The sequence below is a fragment of the Microbispora sp. H13382 genome (genome assembly GCF_014161445.1).
Classification (GTDB): Bacteria; Actinomycetota; Actinomycetes; order Streptosporangiales; family Streptosporangiaceae; genus Microbispora.
Map to the genome: position 1 here is coordinate 1 of NZ_JABBXA010000020.1, position 22,017 is coordinate 22,017.

Below are 22,017 nucleotides of genomic sequence, written 5' to 3' on the forward strand. Positions count from 1 at the left end.
CGGCACGGTACTCCATACCGGTCCCGACCAGCGGCGCCTCGCTCTTCAGCAGCGGCACCGACTGACGCTGCATGTTCGAACCCATCAGCGCGCGGTTGGCGTCGTCGTGCTCCAGGAACGGGATCATGGCGGTCGCCACCGACACCATCTGACGCGGCGAGACGTCCATGTAGTCGACCTCGGACGGGTGGACCGCCTCGAACTCGCCGCCCTTGCGGCGGGCGAGCACGCGGGTCTCGGCGAAGGTGCCGTCGGCGTTCAGGGCCGTGTTGGCCTGCGCGACGACGTGCCGGTCCTCCTCGTCCGCGGTCAGGTAGTCGATCTCCTCGGTGACCCGGCCGTCGACGACGCGGCGGTACGGGGTCTCGACGAAGCCGAACGAGTTGACCCGCCCGTAGGAGGACAGCGAGCCGATGAGGCCGATGTTCGGGCCTTCCGGCGTCTCGATCGGGCACATGCGGCCGTAGTGGGACGGGTGCACGTCGCGGACCTCGAAGCCCGCGCGCTCACGCGACAGACCACCCGGGCCGAGGGCCGACAGACGCCGCTTGTGCGTCAGGCCGGCCAGCGGGTTGGTCTGGTCCATGAACTGCGACAGCTGCGAGGTGCCGAAGAACTCCTTGATCGACGCCACGACCGGGCGGATGTTGATCAGGGTCTGCGGCGTGATCGCCTCGACGTCCTGCGTGGTCATGCGCTCGCGCACGACGCGCTCCATGCGGGCCAGGCCCAGGCGGACCTGGTTCTGGATCAGCTCGCCGACGCTGCGCAGACGGCGGTTGCCGAAGTGGTCGATGTCGTCGGTCTCGACGACCACCGAGTTGTCCGGGCCCATCGTCTCCTCGCCGGCGTGCAGCCGGACGATGTACTCGATGGTGGACACGATGTCCTCGTCGGTCAGCGTGCCCTGGGTGATGTCGGCCTGGACGCCCAGCTTCTTGTTGATCTTGTAGCGGCCGACCTTGGCCAGGTCGTAACGCTTCGGGTTGAAGTACAGGTTCTCCAGCAACGCCTGCGCCGACTCCTTGGTCGGCGGCTCACCCGGACGCAGCTTGCGGTAGATGTCCAGCAGCGCGTCGTCCTGACCGGAGGTGTGGTCCTTCTCCAGGGTCGCCCGCATCGACTCGTACTGGCCGAAACGCTCCAGAATCTGGTCGCTGGTCCAGCCGAGCGCCTTGAGCAGCACGGTGACCGGCTGCTTGCGCTTGCGGTCGATGCGCACGCCGACGCTGTCCCGCTTGTCGATCTCGAACTCGAGCCACGCGCCACGCGACGGGATCACCCGGCAGCCGAACAGGTCCTTGTCGGAGGTCTTGTCGACCGAGCGGTCGAAGTAGACACCGGGCGACCGGACGAGCTGGGAGACCACGACACGCTCGGTGCCGTTGATGATGAACGTGCCCTTCGACGTCATGAGCGGGAAGTCGCCCATGAACACCGTCTGGCTCTTGATCTCACCTGTGGTGTTATTGATGAACTCCGCCGTGACGAACATCGGGGCGGAGTAGGTCATGTCCTTGTCTTTGCACTCATCGACTGAGTACTTGGGCGGCTCGAACCTGTGGTCCCGGAACGACAGGGACATGGTTCCGGAGAAGTCCTCGATGGGACTGATCTCCTCGAAGATCTCTTCGAGACCCGACTGGGCCGGGACGTCCTTGCGCCCGGCCTGGCGAGCCGCCTCAACCCGGCCCTTCCATCTCTCGTTTCCGAGCAGCCAATCAAAGGACTCGGTCTGCAGGGCGAGAAGGTCGGGTACTTCGAGCGGCTCCTCGATACGTGCGAACGACACGGTACGGGGACCGGCGGGTACGGCGGAGGCGTTGCGCGAGGCTGCCAACAGATGTCCTTCCGAGGGCTCGCGGACTGACTACACGCACGCCAGACGACCAGGACTAAGAGTTACTCAGAGAGACGGTCGTCAAAGGGCAGCGCAAAGGGGCAGTGTAGCCGATCGGCATACACCTGTCCACTCCGCTATCGCTCTGCGCTCCACGTTGGTGGCAGCATCACCCGTCAGCGCCGAAACGTCAAGCCCGAGAGCCGACAATTCGCCTAACCGACGGGCGTCACGCTGGGTTTTTCCCGCCCTTGGGACCGAGCGAGCGCCGGGACCCAGTCCCTACCCGGGACCGGAGACGGGTAACGCTCAGTCACACGAACGGGCCAACGCTGACCATGGGTCGACGCCGCCATGCCCCTGGATACCCAGCCATAGCCCTGGCCTAAACGTCTTCTTTGCTAACAATTTAGCCACGGGCTCAGGGGACGGGCGTGTCACCCAGGAGCGTGGACAGCCGGGAGGCCCGCCAGCCGTCGCCCTGTGTCACCATGACCAGGCGCGCTCTCCCCTGGCTGACCTGCTGCTTCGGCTCCTCTTGGCCCGGTCCTGAGCGCGTCGTGACCATGTTCACGAACAGCAGCACCCGGACCTCTTCCGGCGTCGCCGACTCCACGCCGGCGGCCGCCACGACGGCGTGCTGGACCGTCCGCCGCTCGCGCGCCCGCGGGCCGAGTGTCTCCGCGAGCGTCCGGTAGTGCTCCGCCAGCTGCCCGGTGGCGTGCGCGCCCGCCCTCAGCATGTCCCGGTCGATCGTACGGTAGTCGTACGACAGCATGTCGGGCGCGTAGGATCGGGCGGCCGCCAGGGCCTCCCGAGAGGCCGTCTCGGCGGTCTGGAGGCGGCGCAGGTCGAGCAGCAGCCACACGGCGGCGACGGCCAGCCCGGCCGCGAGGAGGGCCGTCAGCGACACCAGGATGCGCCTCACTGCACCAGCTCCGCGCGGGAGACCAGCCACAGGCCCGAGGCGTTCGTGACGTCCATGCGCCAGCGGAAGAAGCGCTCCTCGGGCGGGGCCTTCCTGCCGTCCTCCCAGTGGATCACCGCGTCGCCGACGATCAGCACCTGCGCCGTACGCCGGCCGTCGTCGAGGGAGGCGAGCGCGGAGGCCCGCAGGACCCCCGTCTGGACGGCCTTGTTCTTCAGCGTGGCATCCCTCAGCGCCGCCTGCCCGGCGGCGTACCGTGCCCGCTCGGGGCCCGTGGAGGTGGCCAGCGCGCGCTTGATGTCGTCGTCGATGCGGCGGTGGTCGATGGACATGAGACTCACGGCGTGCGCCGCGGCGGCCCTCACGGCCATCTCGCGGTCCTGTTCCGCCGCCAGGGCCTCCGTACGGGCCCGGACCAGGCGCAGAACCGCCAGGGCCGACACGGCCACCAGGAGAACGAGCCCGACGGTCAGCGCGCGCCGCATCCCCGCACCTCCTGAGCACCGGTGGTCTCGGCCCGATCATGTCGCGCGGAGCCTACGTCCGCACGATAGATCAACGGGTCCGACCTGCTCATAAGGGTCTGGATCGCACGCGACTTCCGGACACGCGAAAGGGGCGGTCCCATCCGGCACCTGGATGGACCCGCCCCTTCGGTGAAGCGTGTTGCGAGACCGTCTTACTTGACGGTGACGGTCGCGCCGGCGCCCTCGAGGGCAGCCTTCGCCTTCTCGGCCTGCTCCTTGTTGACCTTGCCGTCGAAGACCGGCTTCGGAGCGCCGTCCACGAGGTCCTTGGCCTCCTTGAGGCCCAGGCTCGTCAGGGCGCGGATCTCCTTGATGACCTGGATCTTCTTGTCGCCGGCGGCCTCGAGGATGACGTCGAACTCGTCCTGCTCCTCGGCCTCCTCGGCAGCGCCACCGGCGCCACCGGCGGCCGGGGCGGCGGCCACGGCGACCGGAGCGGCGGCCTTGACGTCGAAGGTCTCCTCGAAGACCTTCACGAACTCGGACAGCTCAAGGAGGGTCATCTCCTTGAAGGACTCGAGCAGCTCGTCGGTGCTGAGCTTCGCCATGATGTGTTCCTCCAGTGGGTCTAGCTAAAAGTGAAAAGGGACCGCGGTGCGCGCTTCCCCCCGTCCGCTACGCGGACCTACTCGCCGGCCTCTTCGCGCTTGGCGCGCAGAGCCTCGGCCAGTCGAGCCATGGTGGTGGGCAGCGCGGCGAAGGTGGCGGCAGCCTGGGACTGCTTGGCCTTCAGCGCACCGGCCAGCTTCGCGAGGAGCACCTCACGGGACTCAAGGTCGGCAAGCTTCGTGATCTCGTCGGGGGTCATCGACTTGCCGTCGACGACGCCGCCCTTGATCACCAGGAGGGGATTGGCCTTGGCGAAGTCACGCAGACCCTTGGCCGCCTCCACGACGTCGCCCTTGACGAACGCGATGGCGGTCGGGCCCTGGAACAGGTCGTCCAGGGCGGTGATCCCGGCGTTGTTGGCCGCGATCTTGGTGAGCGTGTTCTTCGCCACGGCGAACTTCGCATTCCCACCGAGAGAAACGCGCAGCTGCTTGAGCTGAGCGACGGTGAGACCGCGGTATTCGGTCAGAACGGCGGCGCTGGATCCCTCGAACTCACTCTTGAGCTCGGCGATCGCGACGCTCTTCTCCGCCTTCGCCATGGGCCTCCTTCCAGATGTGCCGCCGGCGAAGGCCCTCGGAAAACAGACAAGCCCCGGCGCAGGCGCACGGGGCTTGGACGGACGTCGAACGTCCTCAAGCGTCTCCACACCTACGCGGGCCGTCCACTCAACGTGGATCCTTCGGTACCGGGCTGTACGCCCGGCGACGACCGGCGGTCTTCGGCAGGAGACAGACTACGTTGTCAACCGTCTGGACGCCAAATCAGCCGCCGAGGCCGGACGGCTGCTGCAGCGTCTGCGGCAGTTCGCCCACCTGGTCGGCGGCCGGCGCCTCGATCGAGACCGGCTCGTTGAACGACTTGAACATCGCGGTGGCCTTGAACGTGCCGGCGTCCGGCTTGCCGCCGCTCAGCTCGACCTTGCGAGGCAGGCCCTGGGCGTCGATCCACGCGTCGAACCTGACGTCCTTGGCGCTCGCGAGCTCGCCCTGCAGGCGCCCGCGCTGCTCCTCGGGAAGCTGCTTGACCGCCTCGTCGACCGGGAACGTGCCCGAGTAGTGGGTCGTGTCCACCCCGCCGACCTGCTCGCTGCCGACGGACTTCACGTCCTTGGACGCCGTCAGCAGGGCGGCGCTCGTCTTCAGGTCGAACTGCTGGGCCTGGCCGAGGAACTGGTCGACGTTCACACCGGCCTGCGAGCCGAGCTGCTTCAGGTCGAGCCTGATCCACGGCTTGGTGGCGCCCACCAGGGTCTTGAGCATGTCGAGCTTCACGTACGCCACGTCGCCCTGGAGGATCACCCGCACGCCGCCGGGCACGTTCTGCCCGTTGAACGACACCTGGCTGAGGTTGATGTCGGAGGCGATCTGCGGGGTCTTCTGGTAGAGCATCGTCCCCTGGACGACCCCACCCTGACCGCCCTTGGCGTCGGTCACGTTGACTACGAGGTCCGCGGCATAGGTGTTGACCTCGTCGGCCTTCTGCGCGGTCTGCTGGATGACCTCGGCCGCCGAGAGCTGCGCGTTCTGGAGAGACGGAGTCGCGGTCGTCCCGCATCCCGCGACCGTGATCGCGGCCACCGCCCCGGCGGCCACCAGTAGTCGTCGCATTGTGTCCATCCCTTCGGTTTCCCCCTTTACCTGCCCTTGACCCTATGCGCCTAACGCGCCGGGCGCGTCGCTCCGGACGAACCACCATGAGCCCTACACAATCCCTGCACAAACACGGTAGTTTGCGGCTAGATAGTTAGCATCCGTACTATCTGACATCGAACGAGGAGAACAGGCATGCGTACCCTGATTCGGGACGTGCGCGTCTTCGACGGCGAACGGACGATCCCCCGGGCGAACGTGCTCGTCGAGGACGACCTCATCGCCGAGTACGACGGACGACGGGTGGACGCCGAGATCGACGGAACGGGCAGGACGGTCCTCCCCGGCCTGATCGACGCGCACACCCACGTCTCCGACGGCATGCTCGCCCAGGCGCTGGCCTTCGGGGTGACGACAGAGCTCGACATGTTCTGCCTGCCGTCCAACCTCGCCAGGCAGCGGAGGCTCGCCGCCGAGCGGGACGACGTGGCCGACCTGCGCAGTGCCGGCGTCCTGGCCACCGCACCGAACGGCCACCCCAGCCAGATCATGGCCGCGGAGGCCGCGGCCGTCGCTCACCTCGGCGACGCCGTGGGCGCCTTCGACACGATCGCCGACGCCGGGCAGGCGAAGGCGTTCGTCGAGGCCCGGCTGGCGGAGGGCATCGACTATCTGAAAATCGTCGTGGACGACGGCTCAGCGGCGGGGCTCGACCTGCCGGTCCTCGGCCCGGATGTCGTCGCCGCGCTCGTCGAGGCCGGGCACGCTGCGGGCCTGGCGACCATCGCCCACGTGGCGACCGTGCGAGACGCCACTGTCGCGATCGAGGCGGGAGTCGACGGCCTGGCGCACGTCGTCCACGATGCCCCGCCCGGTGATCCCGCCGTCGAGATGCTGGCGGCGCGGGCCGCCGCCCGCGGAGTGTTCGTGGTCAGCACGCTGAGCTACATCGAGGCGATCACCGGCGGGACGGGCGGGGCGGAACTCGTCCGGGACGAGCGGGTCGCGTCGCGGCTGCCCGACCACGCGCGGGCGGCCGTCCGCGACGACGCCGGCGCCGTACCCGTGCACCCCCAGGGCATGGTGAACGCCGCGCACGCGGCCTTGGCCCTGCACCGCGCGGGCGTGCCCCTGCTGGCAGGCACGGACGCGAACTTCTTCGCCCCGCTGCACGGCGCGAGCATGCATCGCGAACTGCCGCTCCTCACCGAGGCCGGCCTCACCCCCGAGGAGGCGCTCGCGGCGGCCACCAGCGTCCCCGCCCGGCACTTCGGGCTCCACGACCGGGGGCGGATCGCGCCGGGCATGCGCGCGGACCTGCTGCTGGTGGACGGCGACCCGACCCGCGACATCACCGCCACCCGTGCCATCGCGGGTGTCTGGCGCCGCGGCGTACGCCGATGAGCCGGCGAGCATGTCAGGCCAGCGACGTGAGCAGGTCGCGCAGCAACCGGTCGAGCGTGGCGGCGTCCCGCGGCGGCAGCCCCGACGCGAGCCGGGCGAGGTTCGCCGCGTGGTCGGTGAGGGTCGCGTCGATCACCTCGCGCCCCTTCTCCGACAACGTGATCTTGAAGCTGCGCCGGTCGGCCGGGTCGAGACTGCGCTCGACCAGCCCGGCGGCCTCCAGCCGGTCGAGCCGGCTCGTCATGCCGGCGCGCGACATCATCACCGTGTCCGACAACTCGGACGGAATCAGCGTGTACGGCGGGCCGGAACGGCGCAGCGCGGCCAGCACGTCGAAGTCCCCCGGGCGCAGGCCGTGCCGGTCGAGAACCTCCTCGACCCTTCCCTCGATCACCCGGGTCACCTGGGCGAGACGACCGAAGATCCCCATGGCCGACAGATCCAGGTCGGGCCGCTCGCGCCGCCACTGGTCGAGGATGTGATCGACGGAATCCCTGCGCTCTACGGTCACGCGCCGAGTTTATTCGCCGTCTGATTATCGGAAGACGCACGAAAGCTCGTGATCTGCCCAAGACGCGCGGAAGCCCCCGCCCGGTGAGGGCGGGGGCTTCCGTCGTCGTGCGGTCCGGAGCGACGGCTCAGGCGTCGATCTCGGCGGTCATCGCCCGCGTCACGTTGGGGTCGACCGGGATGCCCGGGCCCATGGACGTGGTGAAGGTGACCTTCTTGAGGTAACGGCCCTTGGCCGCCGACGGCTTGAGACGCAGGACCTCGTCCAGCGCCGCGGCGTAGTTCTCCACGAGCTGACGGTCGTCGAAGGACGCCTTGCCGATGATGAAGTGCAGGTTCGCGTGCCGGTCGACCCGGAACTCGATCTTTCCGCCCTTGATGTCGGTGACGGCCTTGGCCACGTCGGGCGTGACGGTGCCGGTCTTCGGGTTCGGCATGAGGCCGCGGGGGCCGAGCACGCGGCCCAGGCGACCGACCTTGCCCATCAGGTCCGGAGTGGCGACGACCGCGTCGAAGTCGAGACGGCCCTTGGACACCTCGTCGATCAGCTCGTCGGAGCCGACGATGTCGGCGCCCGCCGCGCGGGCCTCCTCGGCACGGTCACCGGTCGCGAAGACCAGGACCCGGGCGGTCTTGCCGGTGCCGTGCGGGAGGTTGACGGTGCCGCGGACCATCTGGTCGGCCTTGCGGGGGTCGACACCCAGCCGCAGGGCGACCTCGACGGTCGCGTCGAACTTCGTGGTCGCGGTCTTCTTGGCCAGCCGTACGCCGTCGAGCGGGTTGTACAGGGCCGCGCGGTCGACCTCGGCCGCCGCGTTCTTCCAGTTCTTGCTGCGCTTCACTTCATGCTCCTCATGGAGATCGTGGTCCGGGCCTGCGCTTCGGCCCTCCCACAGCGTTGGATTGCCGCGCCTCCGGCGCGGCGCCTCGGGCGCTTACGAGCCCTCGCGGAGATCGTCAGTCGGCGATCGTGATGCCCATGGAACGGGCGGTGCCGGCGATGATCTTCTCGGCGGCCTCGACGTCGTTGGCGTTGAGGTCCTGCAGCTTGGTCTCGGCGATCTGGCGAAGCTGCTCGCGGGTCAGCTTGCCCACCTTGTCCTTGTGCGGGTTCGCGCTGCCCTTCTGCAGACCGGCGGCCTTCTTGATCAGCTCGGGCGCCGGCGGCGTCTTCGTGATGAAGGTGAAGCTGCGGTCTTCGAAGATGGTGATCTCGACGGGGATGATGTTGCCCCGCTGGGCCTCCGTCGCCGCGTTGTACTGCTTGACGAAGTCCATGATGTTGACGCCGTGCGGACCGAGCGCGGTACCGACCGGCGGCGCGGGGGTGGCCTGTCCAGCGGGAAGCTGGACCTTCACCAGGGCCGCGACTTTCTTCTTTGGAGGCATTTGTCCTTCTCCGGGTCCTTTGTCCTACAAAAGCCTCACAGGCACGCCGAAGCAGGGCGTGCGTGAGGACGGCTATCGAGTCTACGCGAGACGGTCAGATCTTCGAGACCTGGTTGAACGACAGCTCAACCGGGGTCTCTCGACCGAAGATCGAGACGAGGACCTTGAGCTTCTGCGACTCGGCGCTGATCTCGCTGACCGTGGCCGGCAGCGTGGCGAACGGCCCGTCCATGACCGTGACGGACTCGCCGACCTCGAAGTCGACGGTCGCGGTGGTCGTCTTGGTCGTGGCCTTCTTGACTTCCTCGGAAGGCTCCGGCGCGAGCAGCTTGGCGACCTCGTCGAGGTTCAGCGGGCTCGGCTTGTTGGACAAGCCGACGAAGCCGGTCACACCGGGCGTGTTGCGCACCGCGGCCCAGGACTCGTCGGTCAGGTCCATCCGGACCAGGACGTAACCAGGAAGCACGCGCTCCTTGATCGGAGTCTTCTTGCCGCCCTTGAACTCCGTGATCGTGTGGGTCGGCACCTCGACCTGGAAGATGAAGTCCTCCATGTTGAGGGACCCGATGCGGCTCTCGATGTTCTGCTTCACCCGGTTCTCGTAACCGGCGTACGAGTGGATGACGTACCACTCGCCGAACTGACCGCGAAGCTGGCGCTTGAACTCCTCGACCGGGTCGACATCCGGGAGGACGTCACCGTCCTCGTCGACCTGCGGGGCGGCCTCAGCCGCGTCTTCGCCGCCGTCACCACCGTCTGAGTCGGCGACCGTGGTCTCCTCGGCCTCTGCTACGGCCTCGTCCTGCTCGGTGCCCCACTCGTCATCCTCGTCATGGGAGCGGTCGGCCGGCATCGGGGACTCGGACACGGGACTCTTCCTTCTTCGCTTGGTGTCTTGACGCGCTGCGACGTCTCGGGCGGGATCAGGATCCGCCGAAGAGCCAGAGCACACCCTTACCCAGCAGCGTATCGATCCCGAACACGAGCCCAACCATGATCACGACGAAGACCAGGACAACTACCGTGTAAGAGATCAGCTCAGTGCGCCTGGGCCAGATGACCTTGCGCAGCTCGGCGACGACCTGCCGATAGAAAAGAGCGGGCGAGGTGCGCTTTGCCTTCTTCTCACTGGTCGGCTTGCCTGGCTTGCCAGCGGTCTCGCCGCGGGTATCGATCGCCACAGTCCTCACCTGATCCGTCGTGTCCGTCGCAGTTGCGGCGCGCTTTCACGCCATTGTTGCGCGGACCGCACTCCGCAGGGCACGAGGGACTCGAACCCCCAACCGCCGGTTTTGGAGACCGGTGCGCTACCAATTGCGCTAGTGCCCTAAGCCGTGCACCACGATACCCGAGAAACGCGGAGAAGCGTCCGTCCCGTCGTTCACGTGGCCCACTAGTCGGTGAAGTGTACGCGGGATTCACCAGTCCGTCGAACCACGTGGTCGCCGCGCCGCCCGGAGAGGCGGCCCGAGTGCCGTTCGTGCGGTTCAAACCTACCGCGAGAACCCGTCCGCATCCTGGATATGGAGACGAAACCGCGTGGCGCGTCTGGAACGATGGAGCCATGACCCGACCTCGCATCTCCGCGCGTATTTCCGCGATCTCCGAGTCCGCGACTCTGGCCGTGGACGCCAAGGCCAAGGCGATGAAGGCGGCCGGTCGCCCGGTCATCGGCTTCGGCGCCGGCGAGCCCGACTTCCCCACGCCCGGCTACATCGTCGAGGCGGCCGTCGAGGCGTGCCGGAACCCCAGGTTCCACAAGTACACCCCGGCCGGGGGCCTGCCCGAGCTCAAGCAGGCGATCGCGGAAAAGACGCTGCGCGACAGCGGGTTCCAGGTCGAGGCCGCCCAGGTCCTGGTGACGAACGGCGGCAAGCAGGCGGTCTACGAGGCCTTCGCCACGCTGCTCGACCCGGGTGACGAGGTCCTGGTCGTGGCGCCGTACTGGACGACGTACCCGGAGGCGATCAAGCTCGCCGGCGGCGTCCAGGTCGACGTGGTCACCGACGAGACGACCGGTTATCTGGCCTCGGTCGAGCAGCTGGAGGAGAAGCTGACCGACCGCACCAAGGTGCTGCTGTTCGTCTCGCCGTCGAACCCCACGGGGGCCGTCTACACCCCCGCCCAGGTCGAGGAGATCGGCCGCTGGGCGCTCGACAAGGGCCTGTGGGTCGTCACCGACGAGATCTACGAGCACCTGGTCTACGGCGAGGCGAAGTTCTCCAGCATCGCCACCGCCGTGCCCGAGCTGCGCGACCGGGTCGTCGTGCTGAACGGCGTGGCCAAGACGTACGCGATGACCGGCTGGCGGGTGGGCTGGCTGATCGGCCCCGCCGACGTGGTCAAGGCGGCGACGAACCTGCAGTCCCACGCCACCTCGAACGTCTCCAACGTCGCCCAGGCCGCCGCGCTCGCCGCCGTCTCCGGCGACCTGTCCGCCGTCGCCGAGATGCGGGCGGCCTTCGACCGGCGCCGCCAGACCATGGTCCGGATGCTCAACGAGATCCCCGGCGTGGTCTGCCCCGAGCCGTTCGGCGCGTTCTACGCGTACCCGTCGGTGAAGGCGCTGCTGGGCAAGGAGCTTCGCGGCAGGCGCCCGCAGACCTCGGCCGAGCTGGCCGAGCTGATCCTGGAGGAGGCCGAGGTCGCGCTGGTGCCCGGCGAGGCGTTCGGCACTCCGGGCTACTTCCGCCTGTCGTACGCGCTGGGCGACGACGACCTGGTCGAGGGCGTCAGCCGGGTGACCAAGCTCCTGGCCGAGGCGCACTGAAACCGAAGCGCTGAGCGACCGAAGCGCATCGCGGCGAACAGGCGCGCCGGCGTCACGAACCAGGCACGGAGGCCCGGTCCCCCACCACGCGGGGCCGGGCCTCCGCCACGCCTGTGACCAGCCGAAACACGGCCAACGCCCGGCTCTCCCGCGCTGTGCGGGTCTCAGGACCACAGGACGCAGATGGGGGCGGCGACGATCCTCTCGTCCATCTCGTGGACGCGCGGGCCGGTGTGCAGGACGACACCGGCCACGAATCGGTCGCCCAGCTCGTCCCGCAGCCACCGCAGGTGCTTCGCGTCGTCGTGGCGTGGGGTGGCCGCCGCCTTGACCTCGATGCCGATCACTCTCCCCATACCGAGCTCCAGGACGATGTCGACCTCGTGCCGTCCCTGGTCCTGACGCAGGTGGTAGATGCGGGGCCGGCTGTCGCACACCGGCACCTCCACGCGTAGCTGCTGGACCACGAAGGTGTCCAGCAACCGGCCGAGCAGATCGCCGTCGCGGATGAGCGCATGCCCGTCCACCCGCAGCAGGGCCGCGACCAGGGCCGGGTCGACGAGATACCGCTTGGGCCCGCGAATCAGCCGCTTCAGCCGGTTGCTGAACCAGGCGGGAACCTTGTCGGCGATGAGGAGATCACGCAGGAGACGCTCGTACGCCTCTCCCGTGCGGGCGTTGACGGCCGCCGCGTCGTAAAGCGTCTTGTCCGTGACCACACCCGCGGTGTTGAGGGCCAGCGCCTCCAGATAGGCCCGAAGGCGGACGGGGTCGCGCCGTCCGTCCAGGGTCTCGATGTCCCGCGTGAGGGTCTGCTCGATGTAGCTGTCCAGCCATCGCAGCCGGACCGGAGCGGGCATCCGCTGAGCCTCGGGAAAGCCGCTGCGCAACGCCAGGTCGACGTAGCCGGCCAGGTCGGGCGGCTGCGCCGGCGCGGCGAGTTCCCCGATCCGGCCCTGAGCGAGCAGGTCGGCGAACGGAGGCCTCTCGGTGCTGCCCGCGAGCTCCTTGACCGCCAGCCCCATCATGTCGATGCGGACGACCCGCCCAGTCCCGGGCCAGGTCCGGCCACCGAAGTCCGACCAGACGGAGCCGGTGAGGATGAAGCGACCTGGCCGGTGATCGTCGTCCACCGCTCGTTTGACCGCTCCGAGCACCTCGGGAACGACCTGCCACTCATCCAGCAGGACGGGCTCCTTGAGCCCGCGCAGGGCCACGTCCGGATCTGCGAGGAAGGCGGCGTTCTCACTGTCCCGATCGAGCCGCACCACCGTTTCGGCGTGTCGTTGCGCCGTGGTGGTCTTCCCGGTGGCCCGCGGACCGACCAACATGATCGCCGGCAGGGTCCCGAAGACACCGTCGATGATCGGATCCACGAGTCGCGGGATGTAGGAATCACGGCCCATCCGGGCACACTACCAATCTCACCCAGCCGCGAGTACAAAGATGACCCAGCTGGCACTACAAAGATGACCCACCGCCTACCGGCCCCGGCCAGGGCGTGGAGGCGGTGGGACCGGCGGGGTCACTTGGCGAGGGCGACCTCTGCGGCGATCTTCTTGAGCTCCCTGTCGGCCGCGGCGCCGCCGAGCTTGGCCACGTAGTCGGGGCTCATCATGACCTCGACCCCGACTCCGGGCGCGAGGGTCCACGCGATCGTCCGGGTGCCCCCGTCGTTGACCTGGTCGCCGCCCTCCGACAGGCTGACCAGGTACGCCTTCCTCCCGCCGGCCTCGACCGGCTTCGCGCCCTGGGCGGCGAAGCCCTGGAGCCGCTTCGCGAACTGTTTGGCGGCATCCTTCCGGTAGACGACCATCTGGACGCTGTACATGCCGGGTTCCAGCCCCGGCTCCACCCAGCTGGTGGTGTAGCTCCGCGTGCCGAACCCGTCTTTCCCGGACCACTTGCCCCATTCGAGCCCCTCGGGCAGGTAGCCGACGTGCACACCGCCGAGCGTCCGGCCGTCGCCGAGGTCGCCGAGGTCCTGGGGCATCCCCGGGCTCTCCGTACCCGCCGTGGTGTCGGGGGTCGGCGCGGCCGTCGCGGCGACGATCAGCGTGACCGCCGCCCCGGGGGGAGCGCTCGTTCCGGGAGCCGGCGTCTGGCCGACGACCGTCCCCGCAGGATCCCTGTCGCTGACGACCTTCGTGACCCGCACCGTGTAGCCGGCCTCCTTCAGGACGGCGCCGCCCTCCTCGACGCTCTTGCCGACCATGTCAGGGACGAGGTTCGCCGGCACGGCGACCGTGTCACCCGAGCCTGTCGCGGACGCGGACGCGACCGGCGCCCCCTGGCCGGCGGCGCCGGTCCCCTGGCCGCCGCCCACGGCCGGGGCGGTGCCCGGCCCGCCGGTCAGCACCACGGGCACGGTCACCGCGACCGCCGCGGTGAGCAGGGCCGCTCCCGTCGTACGAAACCTCACCACGTGCCGCCGGTTGCGCCGCCGGACGGCCTGGCCCAGCGACGGCGGCGCCTGCACGCCGGCGACCTGAGCGGCCATGGCGTCTCTCAGCGCCTCTTCGACGTTCATGCGGACGCTCCTTCCAGGTTTTCCATGCGTGCGCGCACACGTGCCAGGCCGCGGGCGGCCTGGCTCTTGACGGTGCCGACCGAGCAGCCGAGCAGCGCCGCGGTCTCGGCCTCCGAGAGGTCCTCCCAGTAGCGGAGGACCAGTACGGCCCGCATCCGGGCCGGCAGCTTCCTGAGCTCGGTCACGAGCACGTCCCGCAGCCCGAGGTCGGGCGACTCCACGGGCGTCTCCGGCGGCTGGGCGAAGGTGATCTCCTGGAGCACCCTGCGCCGCCTGGCCCTGCTGATCGCGCCGTTCACCACGACCCGGCGCGCGTACGCCTCGGGGTTGTCGTGCCGGATGCGCGGCCAGTGCCGATAGACCTTCTCCAGCGCGCTCTGGACCATGTCCTCGGCGTCGGTCGCCGAGGCGCCGCAGACCAGGATCGCGGTGCGCAGAAGAGCGGTGCTGCGCGCGGCCAGGAACTCGTCGAAGGCCGCCTCGTCTTCTTCGGTCATGAGCTCCCCTTTCGCCCCTCCCCAACGCGCCAACCCGCCGACGGGTTGTCAACGGGATGCGGCAACATATGGAGATGGCACGTCCACTCGACACGCTCCCCAAAGCACATCTGCACCTGCACTTCACCGGCTCGATGCGGCATTCGACACTGATCGAGCTCGCCCGGGAGCAGGGCGTCCATCTCCCCGACGCGCTGGTGGAGGACTGGCCGCCGAAACTGCGGGCGACCGACGAACGCGGCTGGTTCCGGTTCCAGCGGTTGTACGACATCGCGCGGTCGGTGCTGCGCCGGCCTGAGGACGTCTACCGGCTGCTGCGTGAGGCCGCCGAGGACGAGGCCCGGGAGGGGTCGCGCTGGCTGGAGATCCAGGTCGACCCGTCCGGGTACGCCCAGCGTTTCGGCGGGCTGACCGAGACCCTCGAACTCGTCCTCGACGCGGCCGAGAAGGCCGCCAGGCAGGCCGGGATCGGCATGGCGGTGATCGTGGCCGCCAACCGCACCCGCCACATGCTCGACGCCAGGACGCTGGCCCGCCTGGCGGCGCGGTACGAGGGCAGGGGCGTGGTCGGTTTCGGCCTGTCCAACGACGAGCGGCGCGGCCGGGCCAGGGACTTCGAGCACGCCTTCCGGATCGCCAGGCGCGCCGGGCTGCTCGCGGTGCCGCACGGCGGCGAGCTGCTGGGCGCGGCGAGCGTCGCCGAGTGCCTCGACGACCTGGGCGCCGACCGGATCGGGCACGGGGTGCGCGCGGCCGAGTCGCCCCGCCTGATGGAGCGGCTGGCCGACCGGCAGATCACCTGCGAGGTGTGCCCGCTGTCCAACGTCGGTCTCGGGGTGGCGGAGCGGCCCGAGGACGTGCCGCTGCGGCGGCTGTTCGAGGCCGGGGTGCCGATCGCCCTCGGCGCCGACGACCCGCTGCTGTTCGGCGCCCGGCTGCTGCCGCAGTACGAGCTCGCCAGGGAGGTGTACGGCTTCACCGACGCCGAGGTCGCCGAGCTCGCCCGGCAGTCGATCCGGTCGTCCAGGGCGCCCGACGCGGTCAAGAAGGAGTTGCTGAGCGGGATCGACGGCTGGCTCGCCTCCCCCGAGTGATTCTCCGGATCATCGGGCCGAGGAGGCGATCCGTACGGCCTCGGCGCGGTCCGGTCCCTCCAGCCGCATGCCGACCAGCCTGTGCTGCCAGATGAGCGTCGGCCCGGCCACCCGCTCCTCATGCGGGCCGCCGCCGCCGGACGGCACGTACGACACGCCGTGGGGCTGCTGGATCCACCATCCGCGGACGGCGTCCACCTGCTCGGGAAACGGCTCGCCGAGTTCCTTGCGCCAGACGACGCTCAGCGTCCCGTCGAACTCGTCGAGCCGGACACCCGGCCACAGCAGCGTCACCACCCGGCCGCCGTCGGCGAGCCGCACGTCGGCAGGATCGCCGAGCGCGGACGGCACGGCGAGGGGGAATCGCGCGGTCCTCCGCGCCTCCTCCAGCGTCACCCGGCGCTCGCCGGGCAGCGGGCTCGGCACTCCCGTGGGCAGCGGCCCGGCGCCGCCGACGTGGACCTCCACGCCCGCGAAGCGCAGCACCGACACCACCGCGGCCCGGCCCTGCGGGGTGGCCCCGAGCAGCACGGCCATCAGGACCGCCACCGACGCCGCCGCCACGCGCGGCGACGGCCGCCAACCGGCCCGCCGCCGATCCGGGCGCCGCGCCCGCTCGTCCTCGGCGCCCTCGTCCTCCAGCCGGGCACGCACGGCACGGGCCACGTCGGCGGGGGGCGGCGCGGGCGCGGCCAGGTCGGCGCCGAGAGCCCGCAGGCGCGCCTCGAGCGACTCGGGCCGGTCGTCATCGCTCACGGCCCACCTCCTCCCGCAGGCGCCGCAGGGCCCGGAACGTCCGCGACTTCACCGTGCCGAGCCGTACGCCGAGGACCTCGGCCGTCTCCGCCTCGGACAACTGCAGGAAATACCGGCAGACCACGGCTTCGCGTTCCCCGTGGGGCAGCGCGCGTACGGCCTCCAGCAGGCGGGACCTGCCGTCGGCGTCCACGGCCGCGCTCTGCGGGTCCTCCGGTCCGTACGGCTCCCGCTCGCGGCCCAGCCGTACGGCGAGGTCGGAGCGGCGGCCACGCGACCGGGTGAGGTCGTGGGTCTCGTTGGCCACGATGCGCAGCAGCCAGGGGCGGAAGGACGAGCCCCGGCGGAAGCCCTTCAGGTGGCGGAAGGCCTTGACGAACGCCTCCTGGACGACGTCCTCCGCCTCGTCGGCCGCGCCCAGCAGGCTCGCCGTACGGTGGGCGACCGCGCTGTACCGGGCGACCAGCACCTCGTAGGCGTCAAGGTCACCGGCCAGGGCACGGGTCACTGCCTCGTCGTCGTCCATCTGAGGGGGAATCGGGGGCGTATCGGCGGACGGAGGTGAAGCCTACGAGCAGCCGGGCATTCCGTCCACAACGCCGTCGGTGGCCCGCGAGCGGCCCCTCCGGCGAAGCGGGCACCCGCCGATGGGGTGGGCACTACACTTTCCAAGTCCGTCAGCGTGTAGATCGAGGATCTTATGTCTGGGTATGACCGAGTAGTCCAGCCGGCGGCCGGAGACGAGGCTCTGGAGAACCACCTCGGCGGCGACGAGGCCAAGAACTACCGGCAGTACGAGTTCGACATGGTCGCGCCGCACGTGGGGCGGTCGCTGCTGGAGATCGGCTCGGGTCTCGGGCACTTCGCCGAGCAGTTCCTGCCGCGCCTGGACAGGCTCGTGGTGAGCGACTTCGATCCCTACTGCGTCGAGCAACTGCGCAAGAGGTTCGCGGACCGCGACGATGTGTCGGTGCTCCAGTTCGGCCTGCCGACCGACATCCCCCTGGCCGAGCCGGTCGACACCGTCGTGATGATGAACGTCCTGGAGCACATCGAGGAGGACGCCGAGGCGCTGCGGTCGCTGGCCAGGGTGACCGCCCCCGGCGGCCGGATCGTCATCTGGGTGCCCGGCTACATGCAGCTTTACGGGGACTTCGACCGCAAGGTGGGGCACGTCACCCGCTACACCCCCGCCACGCTGCGCAGGACGGTCACCGCCGCCGGTCTCGACGTCCAGGTGCTCAAGCCGATCAACTTCCTGGGCGGAATCGCCTGGTGGGCGGCCGTGCGGCGGGGCGGCGTGGGCTACCCCGACCCCCGGCTCGTGAAGATCTACGACCGGACCGTCGTGCCGATGACCCGGCTCATCGAGCGGTTCGTCCGCCCGCCGTTCGGCCAGACCGTCTTCTGCGTCGCCAGGGTCCCCAAGTAGCAGGGTCCCCAAGTAGCAGCGCGCAGGTAGCAGGGCGCCCAGGTAACCGTCCTCACGGACCACGGCGCCGCGGATCCGAATTGTGCGACAAATGCCTCCTGCCTGCACAATGGGTCCCGCATGAGTGAAACCAGGATCCTCGTCGTCGAGGACGAGCCGAACATCCGGGACATCGTGGAAGTCGCCCTCCGATTCCACGGCTTCCGGGTGACGGCCGTGGGCACGGGGGCCGCGGCGCTCGGCGAGGTCATGAAGGACCAGCCCGACCTCGTCGTCCTCGACGTCATGCTCCCCGACATCGACGGCTTCGAGGTGTGCCGGCGGATCCGGGCCGGCGGCGTGCATCCTCCTGTGATCTTCCTCACCGCCCGCGACGCGGTCGCCGACACCGTACGCGGGCTGACCCTCGGTGGCGACGACTACGTCACCAAGCCCTTCTCGGTCGAGGCGCTGGTCGCGCGGATCCGCGCCGTGCTGCGCCGTACGAGCGTGCCGGAGGCGGCCGAGCGGGCGCACGGGCCGATCCTCCGGGTCGCGGACCTGGAGCTCGACGAGGCGCGCTGGGAGGTGCGGCGCGGCGGCGTTCCGGTGGATCTGTCGCCGACCGAGTTCCGCCTGCTGGCCTTCCTGATGGCGAACGCCGGCCTGGTGCTCACCAAGCGGCGCCTGCTCGAGGAGGTCTGGGGCTACGGCGGCAGTTCCCAGGTGCTGGAGACCTATATCTCCTACCTGCGCCGCAAGCTCGACCCGCTCGGTCCGCCGCTGATCCACACCCAGCGCGGCATCGGATACGCGCTGCGCCCGCCGCAGGACATGTGACGGACCCGTGATGTCGCTCAGGACGCGCCTGCTCGCCGGGCTGCTCGGGGTGAGCGCGGTCCTGCTCGTCGTGCTCTCCGTCGTCAGCGTCGTCGTCCTGCGCGGGCACCTGCGTACGCGCCTGGAGGGGCAGGTGGTGGCGGCGACCGTCACCGCCGCACGCCGGGTGGTCGTGGGGGACCCGCTCGCGCAGGCGCTGACCGGCTCCACCTACGCCGTCGCCGCCTACGACCTCACCGACGGCCGGGCCCATCTGGTGAGCGGCGACGCCGCCGACGCCGCGGCCGTGCCCGACCTGGCCGAGAGGCTCGGCGAGGACAACCTGCTGGCGTACGCGGCGCAGGGCCGCACCTTCGACCTCGACCCGAGTGGCGGCCACGACCTGATCGCGGCCGTGGCGATGTCGCCGAGCGGTCTGCGGCTGGTGGTCGTCGCGGTGCCTCTGGACGCGGTCGACGATCCGGTGCGCCACCTTCTGATCAGCGAACTGGCGACCGGCGGGGCGCTGATCCTGCTGCTGGCTGCAGGCGGCCGGCTGCTGATCGCCGGCGGCCTGGCGCCCCTCGGCAAGATGGCGCGGACCGCGCATCTCGTGGCCGAGCGAGGCGACCTGTCGGCCCGGATGCCGGAGGGTCCTTCCGAGGTCGGCAGGCTCGGCGCGGCGATCAACCTCATGCTCGACCGGATCGCCGGCGCCTTCCGCGACCGCCAGGCGTCGGAGGACCGCGTGCGCCGGTTCGCCGCCGACGCCTCCCACGAGCTGCGCACTCCGCTGTCGACCATCTCGGGCTACGCGGAGCTCAACCGGGCCGGGGCGATCCCGCCCGAGGACCTGCCCAAGATCATGGGACGGATCGAGGCCGAGGCCGACCGCATGGGCCGTCTGGTGGGCGAGATGCTGGAGCTCGCGCGGCTCGACCGCGGCGCCGCCCTCGCGTTGAGCGAGACCGACCTCGCCGAGATGGCCCGCGAGGTGGCCGCCGACTCGGCCGCCCTCGATCCCGCGTATCCCGTGACGGTGGAGGCCCCGATCTCCCTGGTCGCGATCGTGGACGAGGCCAGGGTCCGCCAGGTGCTCGTCAACCTGCTCGGCAACGTGCGGGCGCACACCCCCGAGGGCACGAAGGCCACCGTACGGCTGACGCGCGTCCGGGACTCGGTGACGATCGAGGTGCGCGACACCGGCCCGGGTATGAGCCCGGAGCAGGCGGAACGCGCCTTCGACCGGTTCCAGCGGGGGGAGGATCACCTGTCCGGCGGTGCGGGGCTCGGCCTGTCGATCGTGAAGGCCATCGTGGAGGCGCACGGCGGGCGGTGCCGGATCGACTCCTCTCCCGGCGGGGGCACCTCCGTACACATCGGGCTTCCGGCGGTGCAAGAGGCTACTGGCGGGTAGGTAACGAGTACAGCTCGTTTCACCGCCGAGGAGGTCGAGGATGACGACCGATTACGCCAAGGCCAGGGAGGTGGCCGAGCAGGCGCGCGAGACGGAATGGACCCGCCCGAGCTTCGGCAGGCAGCTCTTCCTCGGGAACTTCCGGCTGGACCTCGTGCATCCCGCACCCCGCCTGACCGAAGAGGAGATCAAGAAGGGGGACGACTTCCTGCGCGCCCTGCGGGCGTTCCTGCAGGAGAAGGTCGACCCCGCGCTCATCGAGCGCACCGCCGTGATTCCCGACGAAGTGATCAAGGGCCTGGCGGCGATCGGCGCGTTCGGCATGACCATCGAGGAGGAGTACGGCGGGCTGGGTCTGAGCCACCTGTACTACTGCCGTGCGCTGGAACTCGTGACGTCCTGCTCCCCCGCGCTCAGCGCGCTGCTGTCGGCCCACCAGTCCATCGGGGTTCCGCAGCCGCTGCGGCTGTTCGGCACCCCCGAGCAGAAGCGCCGGTTCCTGCCCCGCTGCGCCCGCGGCGAGATCTCGGCGTTCCTGCTCACCGAGCCGGACGTCGGGTCCGACCCCGCCCGGCTGTCGACGATCGCCGTGCGCGACGGCGACGCGTACGTCATCAACGGCGTCAAGCTGTGGACGACCAACGGCGTGGTGGCCGATCTGCTGGTCGTGATGGCCAGGACCGGAGCCAAGATCTCGGCCTTCGTGGTCGAGGCCGACTCTCCCGGCATCACCGTCGAGCAGCGCAACCAGTTCATGGGACTGCGCGGGATCGAGAACGGCGTCACCCGCTTCCACCAGGTGCGCGTGCCGGTGGAGAACCTGATCGGCCGCGAGGGCCAGGGCTTGAAGATCGCCTTGACCACGCTCAACACCGGACGTCTCTCACTGCCCGCCACCTGCGTCGGCGCGGCGAAGTGGGCGACGAAGATCGCCCGCGAGTGGGGGCGCGAGCGGGTCCAGTGGGGCCGGCCGGTCGGTCAGCACGAGGCGGTGGCCCGCAAGGTCGCCTTCATCGCCGCCACCACGTACGCGCTGGAGTCGGTGGTGGACCTCGCCGGCCGGATGGCCGACGACGAGCGCAACGACATCCGCATCGAGGCCGCGCTGGCCAAGCTGTACGGCTCGGAGATGGCCTGGCGGCTGATGGACGAGCTCGTGCAGATGAGAGGCGGGCGCGGTTACGAGACCGCCGAGTCGCTGCACGCCCGCGGGGAGCGCGGCGTGCCGGTCGAGCAGATGCTGCGGGACATGCGGATCAACCGCATCTTCGAGGGCTCGACCGAGATCATGCACCTGCTCATCGCCCGCGAGGCGGTGGACGCGCACCTGTCGGTCGCGGGCGAGCTCGTCGATCCGAAGGCCGGCCTGCGGGCCAAGGGGCGGGCGGCCACCCGGGCCGGCGCCTTCTACGCCAGGTGGCTGCCGAGCCTGGTGACCGGGCCCGGCCAGGTGCCCACGTCGTACGCCGAGTTCGGCCCGCTGGCCCAGCACCTGCGGTACGTCGAGCGGACCAGCCGCAAGCTCGCCAGGTCGACGTTCTACGGCATGTCCCGCTGGCAGGCGCGGCTGGAGCACAAGCAGGGGTTCCTGTCGCGGATCGTCGACATCGGCGCCGAACTGTTCGCCATCACCGCGGTCTGCGTGCGCGCCCAGGAGGAGTCGGCCGAGTTCGGGCGCAAGCCGTACGAACTCGCGGACACCTTCTGCCACCAGGCCAGGCAGCGGGCCGAGGCGCTGTTCGACCGGCTGTGGGACAACACCGACGCCCGCGACGTACGGCTGGCCCGCCGGGTGCTCGACGGGCGGTACGAGTTCCTGGAGGAGGGCATCGTCGACCCGTCGATGGAGGGCCCGTGGATCGCCGCGCAGCGCACCGGACCGTCGATGTTCGAGGACGTCCACCGGCGCATCGGCTGACGGAAA

The 22,017-nt window shown here is 70.0% G+C and carries 22 protein-coding genes, 1 tRNA gene and 1 pseudogene; 7 read left to right on the forward strand and 17 right to left on the reverse strand.

What is annotated here, in order from left to right; all coding sequences use genetic code 11:
• From HHX41_RS30775 to HHX41_RS30800, 6 genes and pseudogenes are all read right to left on the reverse strand, one after another.
• Positions 1-1,840: pseudogene (locus HHX41_RS30775) on the reverse strand (DNA-directed RNA polymerase subunit beta); the annotation flags it as partial.
• A 421-nt stretch (positions 1,841-2,261) separates the two neighbouring features.
• Entirely contained in the window at positions 2,262-2,768 is a 507-nt protein-coding gene (locus tag HHX41_RS30780; protein WP_182908760.1) for a hypothetical protein, read from the reverse strand.
• Entirely contained in the window at positions 2,765-3,253 is a 489-nt protein-coding gene (locus HHX41_RS30785) for a hypothetical protein (RefSeq protein WP_169988792.1), read from the reverse strand. The genes HHX41_RS30780 and HHX41_RS30785 overlap by 4 nt, the downstream gene beginning before the upstream one ends.
• Before the next feature lie 194 nt (positions 3,254-3,447).
• Complete coding sequence (gene rplL / locus HHX41_RS30790) at positions 3,448-3,843, reverse strand: 50S ribosomal protein L7/L12 (RefSeq protein WP_169988793.1); 396 nt, start codon at positions 3,841-3,843, stop codon at positions 3,448-3,450.
• A gap of 77 nt (positions 3,844-3,920) precedes the next feature.
• A complete protein-coding gene (rplJ, locus tag HHX41_RS30795; protein ID WP_079319155.1) occupies positions 3,921-4,445 on the reverse strand; it encodes a 50S ribosomal protein L10 in 525 nt (174 codons plus the stop codon).
• 223 nt (positions 4,446-4,668) lie between these two features.
• Positions 4,669-5,514: an LppX_LprAFG lipoprotein gene (locus HHX41_RS30800; protein ID WP_182908761.1), complete on the reverse strand. Its 846-nt coding sequence runs from the start codon at positions 5,512-5,514 to the stop codon at positions 4,669-4,671.
• 177 nt (positions 5,515-5,691) lie between these two features.
• On the opposite strand from HHX41_RS30800, the gene HHX41_RS30805 reads away from it, so the two are divergent.
• A complete protein-coding gene (locus tag HHX41_RS30805) occupies positions 5,692-6,900 on the forward strand; it encodes an amidohydrolase family protein (RefSeq protein WP_182908762.1) in 1,209 nt (402 codons plus the stop codon).
• A gap of 13 nt (positions 6,901-6,913) precedes the next feature.
• On the opposite strand, the gene HHX41_RS30810 is transcribed toward HHX41_RS30805, so the two are convergent.
• From HHX41_RS30810 to HHX41_RS30835, 6 genes are all read right to left on the reverse strand, one after another.
• Positions 6,914-7,411: a MarR family transcriptional regulator gene (locus HHX41_RS30810; RefSeq protein WP_310742267.1), complete on the reverse strand. Its 498-nt coding sequence runs from the start codon at positions 7,409-7,411 to the stop codon at positions 6,914-6,916.
• Positions 7,412-7,538: 127 nt separating this feature from the next.
• Complete coding sequence (gene rplA, locus HHX41_RS30815) at positions 7,539-8,252, reverse strand: 50S ribosomal protein L1 (RefSeq protein ID WP_169988796.1); 714 nt, start codon at positions 8,250-8,252, stop codon at positions 7,539-7,541.
• A 115-nt stretch (positions 8,253-8,367) separates the two neighbouring features.
• On the reverse strand, positions 8,368-8,799 hold the full coding sequence (gene rplK / locus HHX41_RS30820; protein ID WP_169988797.1) for a 50S ribosomal protein L11: 432 nt from the start codon (positions 8,797-8,799) through the stop codon (positions 8,368-8,370).
• A gap of 94 nt (positions 8,800-8,893) precedes the next feature.
• Positions 8,894-9,667, reverse strand: coding sequence for a transcription termination/antitermination protein NusG (nusG, locus tag HHX41_RS30825; protein ID WP_310742268.1), 774 nt, complete (start codon positions 9,665-9,667; stop codon positions 8,894-8,896).
• A gap of 55 nt (positions 9,668-9,722) precedes the next feature.
• Positions 9,723-9,980, reverse strand: coding sequence for a preprotein translocase subunit SecE (gene secE, locus HHX41_RS41160; protein WP_169988798.1), 258 nt, complete (start codon positions 9,978-9,980; stop codon positions 9,723-9,725).
• Positions 9,981-10,055: 75 nt separating this feature from the next.
• Positions 10,056-10,128, reverse strand: a tRNA-Trp gene (locus HHX41_RS30835).
• Between the two features lie 235 nt (positions 10,129-10,363).
• On the opposite strand from HHX41_RS30835, the gene HHX41_RS30840 reads away from it, so the two are divergent.
• A complete protein-coding gene (locus HHX41_RS30840) occupies positions 10,364-11,569 on the forward strand; it encodes a pyridoxal phosphate-dependent aminotransferase (protein WP_182908763.1) in 1,206 nt (401 codons plus the stop codon).
• Between the two features lie 164 nt (positions 11,570-11,733).
• On the opposite strand, the gene HHX41_RS30845 is transcribed toward HHX41_RS30840, so the two are convergent.
• The 3 genes from HHX41_RS30845 to HHX41_RS30855 form a co-directional block, all read right to left on the reverse strand.
• Positions 11,734-12,975: an ATP-binding protein gene (locus HHX41_RS30845; protein WP_182908764.1), complete on the reverse strand. Its 1,242-nt coding sequence runs from the start codon at positions 12,973-12,975 to the stop codon at positions 11,734-11,736.
• Positions 12,976-13,094: 119 nt separating this feature from the next.
• A complete protein-coding gene (locus HHX41_RS30850; RefSeq protein WP_182908765.1) occupies positions 13,095-14,099 on the reverse strand; it encodes a PASTA domain-containing protein in 1,005 nt (334 codons plus the stop codon).
• Positions 14,096-14,596 carry a SigE family RNA polymerase sigma factor gene (locus HHX41_RS30855; RefSeq protein WP_182908766.1) on the reverse strand — a complete coding sequence of 167 codons (501 nt, stop codon included), beginning with the start codon at positions 14,594-14,596 and terminating at the stop codon, positions 14,096-14,098. The genes HHX41_RS30850 and HHX41_RS30855 overlap by 4 nt, the downstream gene beginning before the upstream one ends.
• Positions 14,597-14,670: 74 nt before the next feature.
• On the opposite strand from HHX41_RS30855, the gene HHX41_RS30860 reads away from it, so the two are divergent.
• On the forward strand, positions 14,671-15,690 hold the full coding sequence (locus HHX41_RS30860; protein WP_182908767.1) for an adenosine deaminase: 1,020 nt from the start codon (positions 14,671-14,673) through the stop codon (positions 15,688-15,690).
• A gap of 9 nt (positions 15,691-15,699) precedes the next feature.
• Here HHX41_RS30860 and HHX41_RS30865 read toward each other — a convergent pair whose 3' ends face one another.
• Positions 15,700-16,446, reverse strand: coding sequence for a hypothetical protein (locus HHX41_RS30865; protein WP_182908768.1), 747 nt, complete (start codon positions 16,444-16,446; stop codon positions 15,700-15,702).
• On the reverse strand, positions 16,436-16,972 hold the full coding sequence (locus HHX41_RS30870; protein ID WP_169988805.1) for an RNA polymerase sigma factor: 537 nt from the start codon (positions 16,970-16,972) through the stop codon (positions 16,436-16,438). The genes HHX41_RS30865 and HHX41_RS30870 overlap by 11 nt, the downstream gene beginning before the upstream one ends.
• A 174-nt stretch (positions 16,973-17,146) precedes the next feature.
• Here HHX41_RS30870 and HHX41_RS30875 point away from each other — a divergent pair, with 174 nt between their 5' ends.
• From HHX41_RS30875 to HHX41_RS30890, 4 genes are all read left to right on the forward strand, one after another.
• The gene (locus tag HHX41_RS30875) at positions 17,147-17,878 is read left to right on the forward strand and encodes a methyltransferase (RefSeq protein ID WP_182908769.1); all 732 of its coding nucleotides are present in this window, start codon (positions 17,147-17,149) and stop codon (positions 17,876-17,878) included.
• Positions 17,879-17,998: 120 nt separating this feature from the next.
• Positions 17,999-18,697 carry a response regulator transcription factor gene (locus HHX41_RS30880; protein ID WP_169988807.1) on the forward strand — a complete coding sequence of 233 codons (699 nt, stop codon included), beginning with the start codon at positions 17,999-18,001 and terminating at the stop codon, positions 18,695-18,697.
• A gap of 10 nt (positions 18,698-18,707) precedes the next feature.
• Complete coding sequence (locus HHX41_RS30885; protein ID WP_182908770.1) at positions 18,708-20,093, forward strand: cell wall metabolism sensor histidine kinase WalK; 1,386 nt, start codon at positions 18,708-18,710, stop codon at positions 20,091-20,093.
• A 40-nt stretch (positions 20,094-20,133) separates the two neighbouring features.
• Positions 20,134-22,011 carry an acyl-CoA dehydrogenase family protein gene (locus tag HHX41_RS30890; RefSeq protein WP_182908771.1) on the forward strand — a complete coding sequence of 626 codons (1,878 nt, stop codon included), beginning with the start codon at positions 20,134-20,136 and terminating at the stop codon, positions 22,009-22,011.
• Positions 22,012-22,017 lie beyond the last annotated feature (6 nt).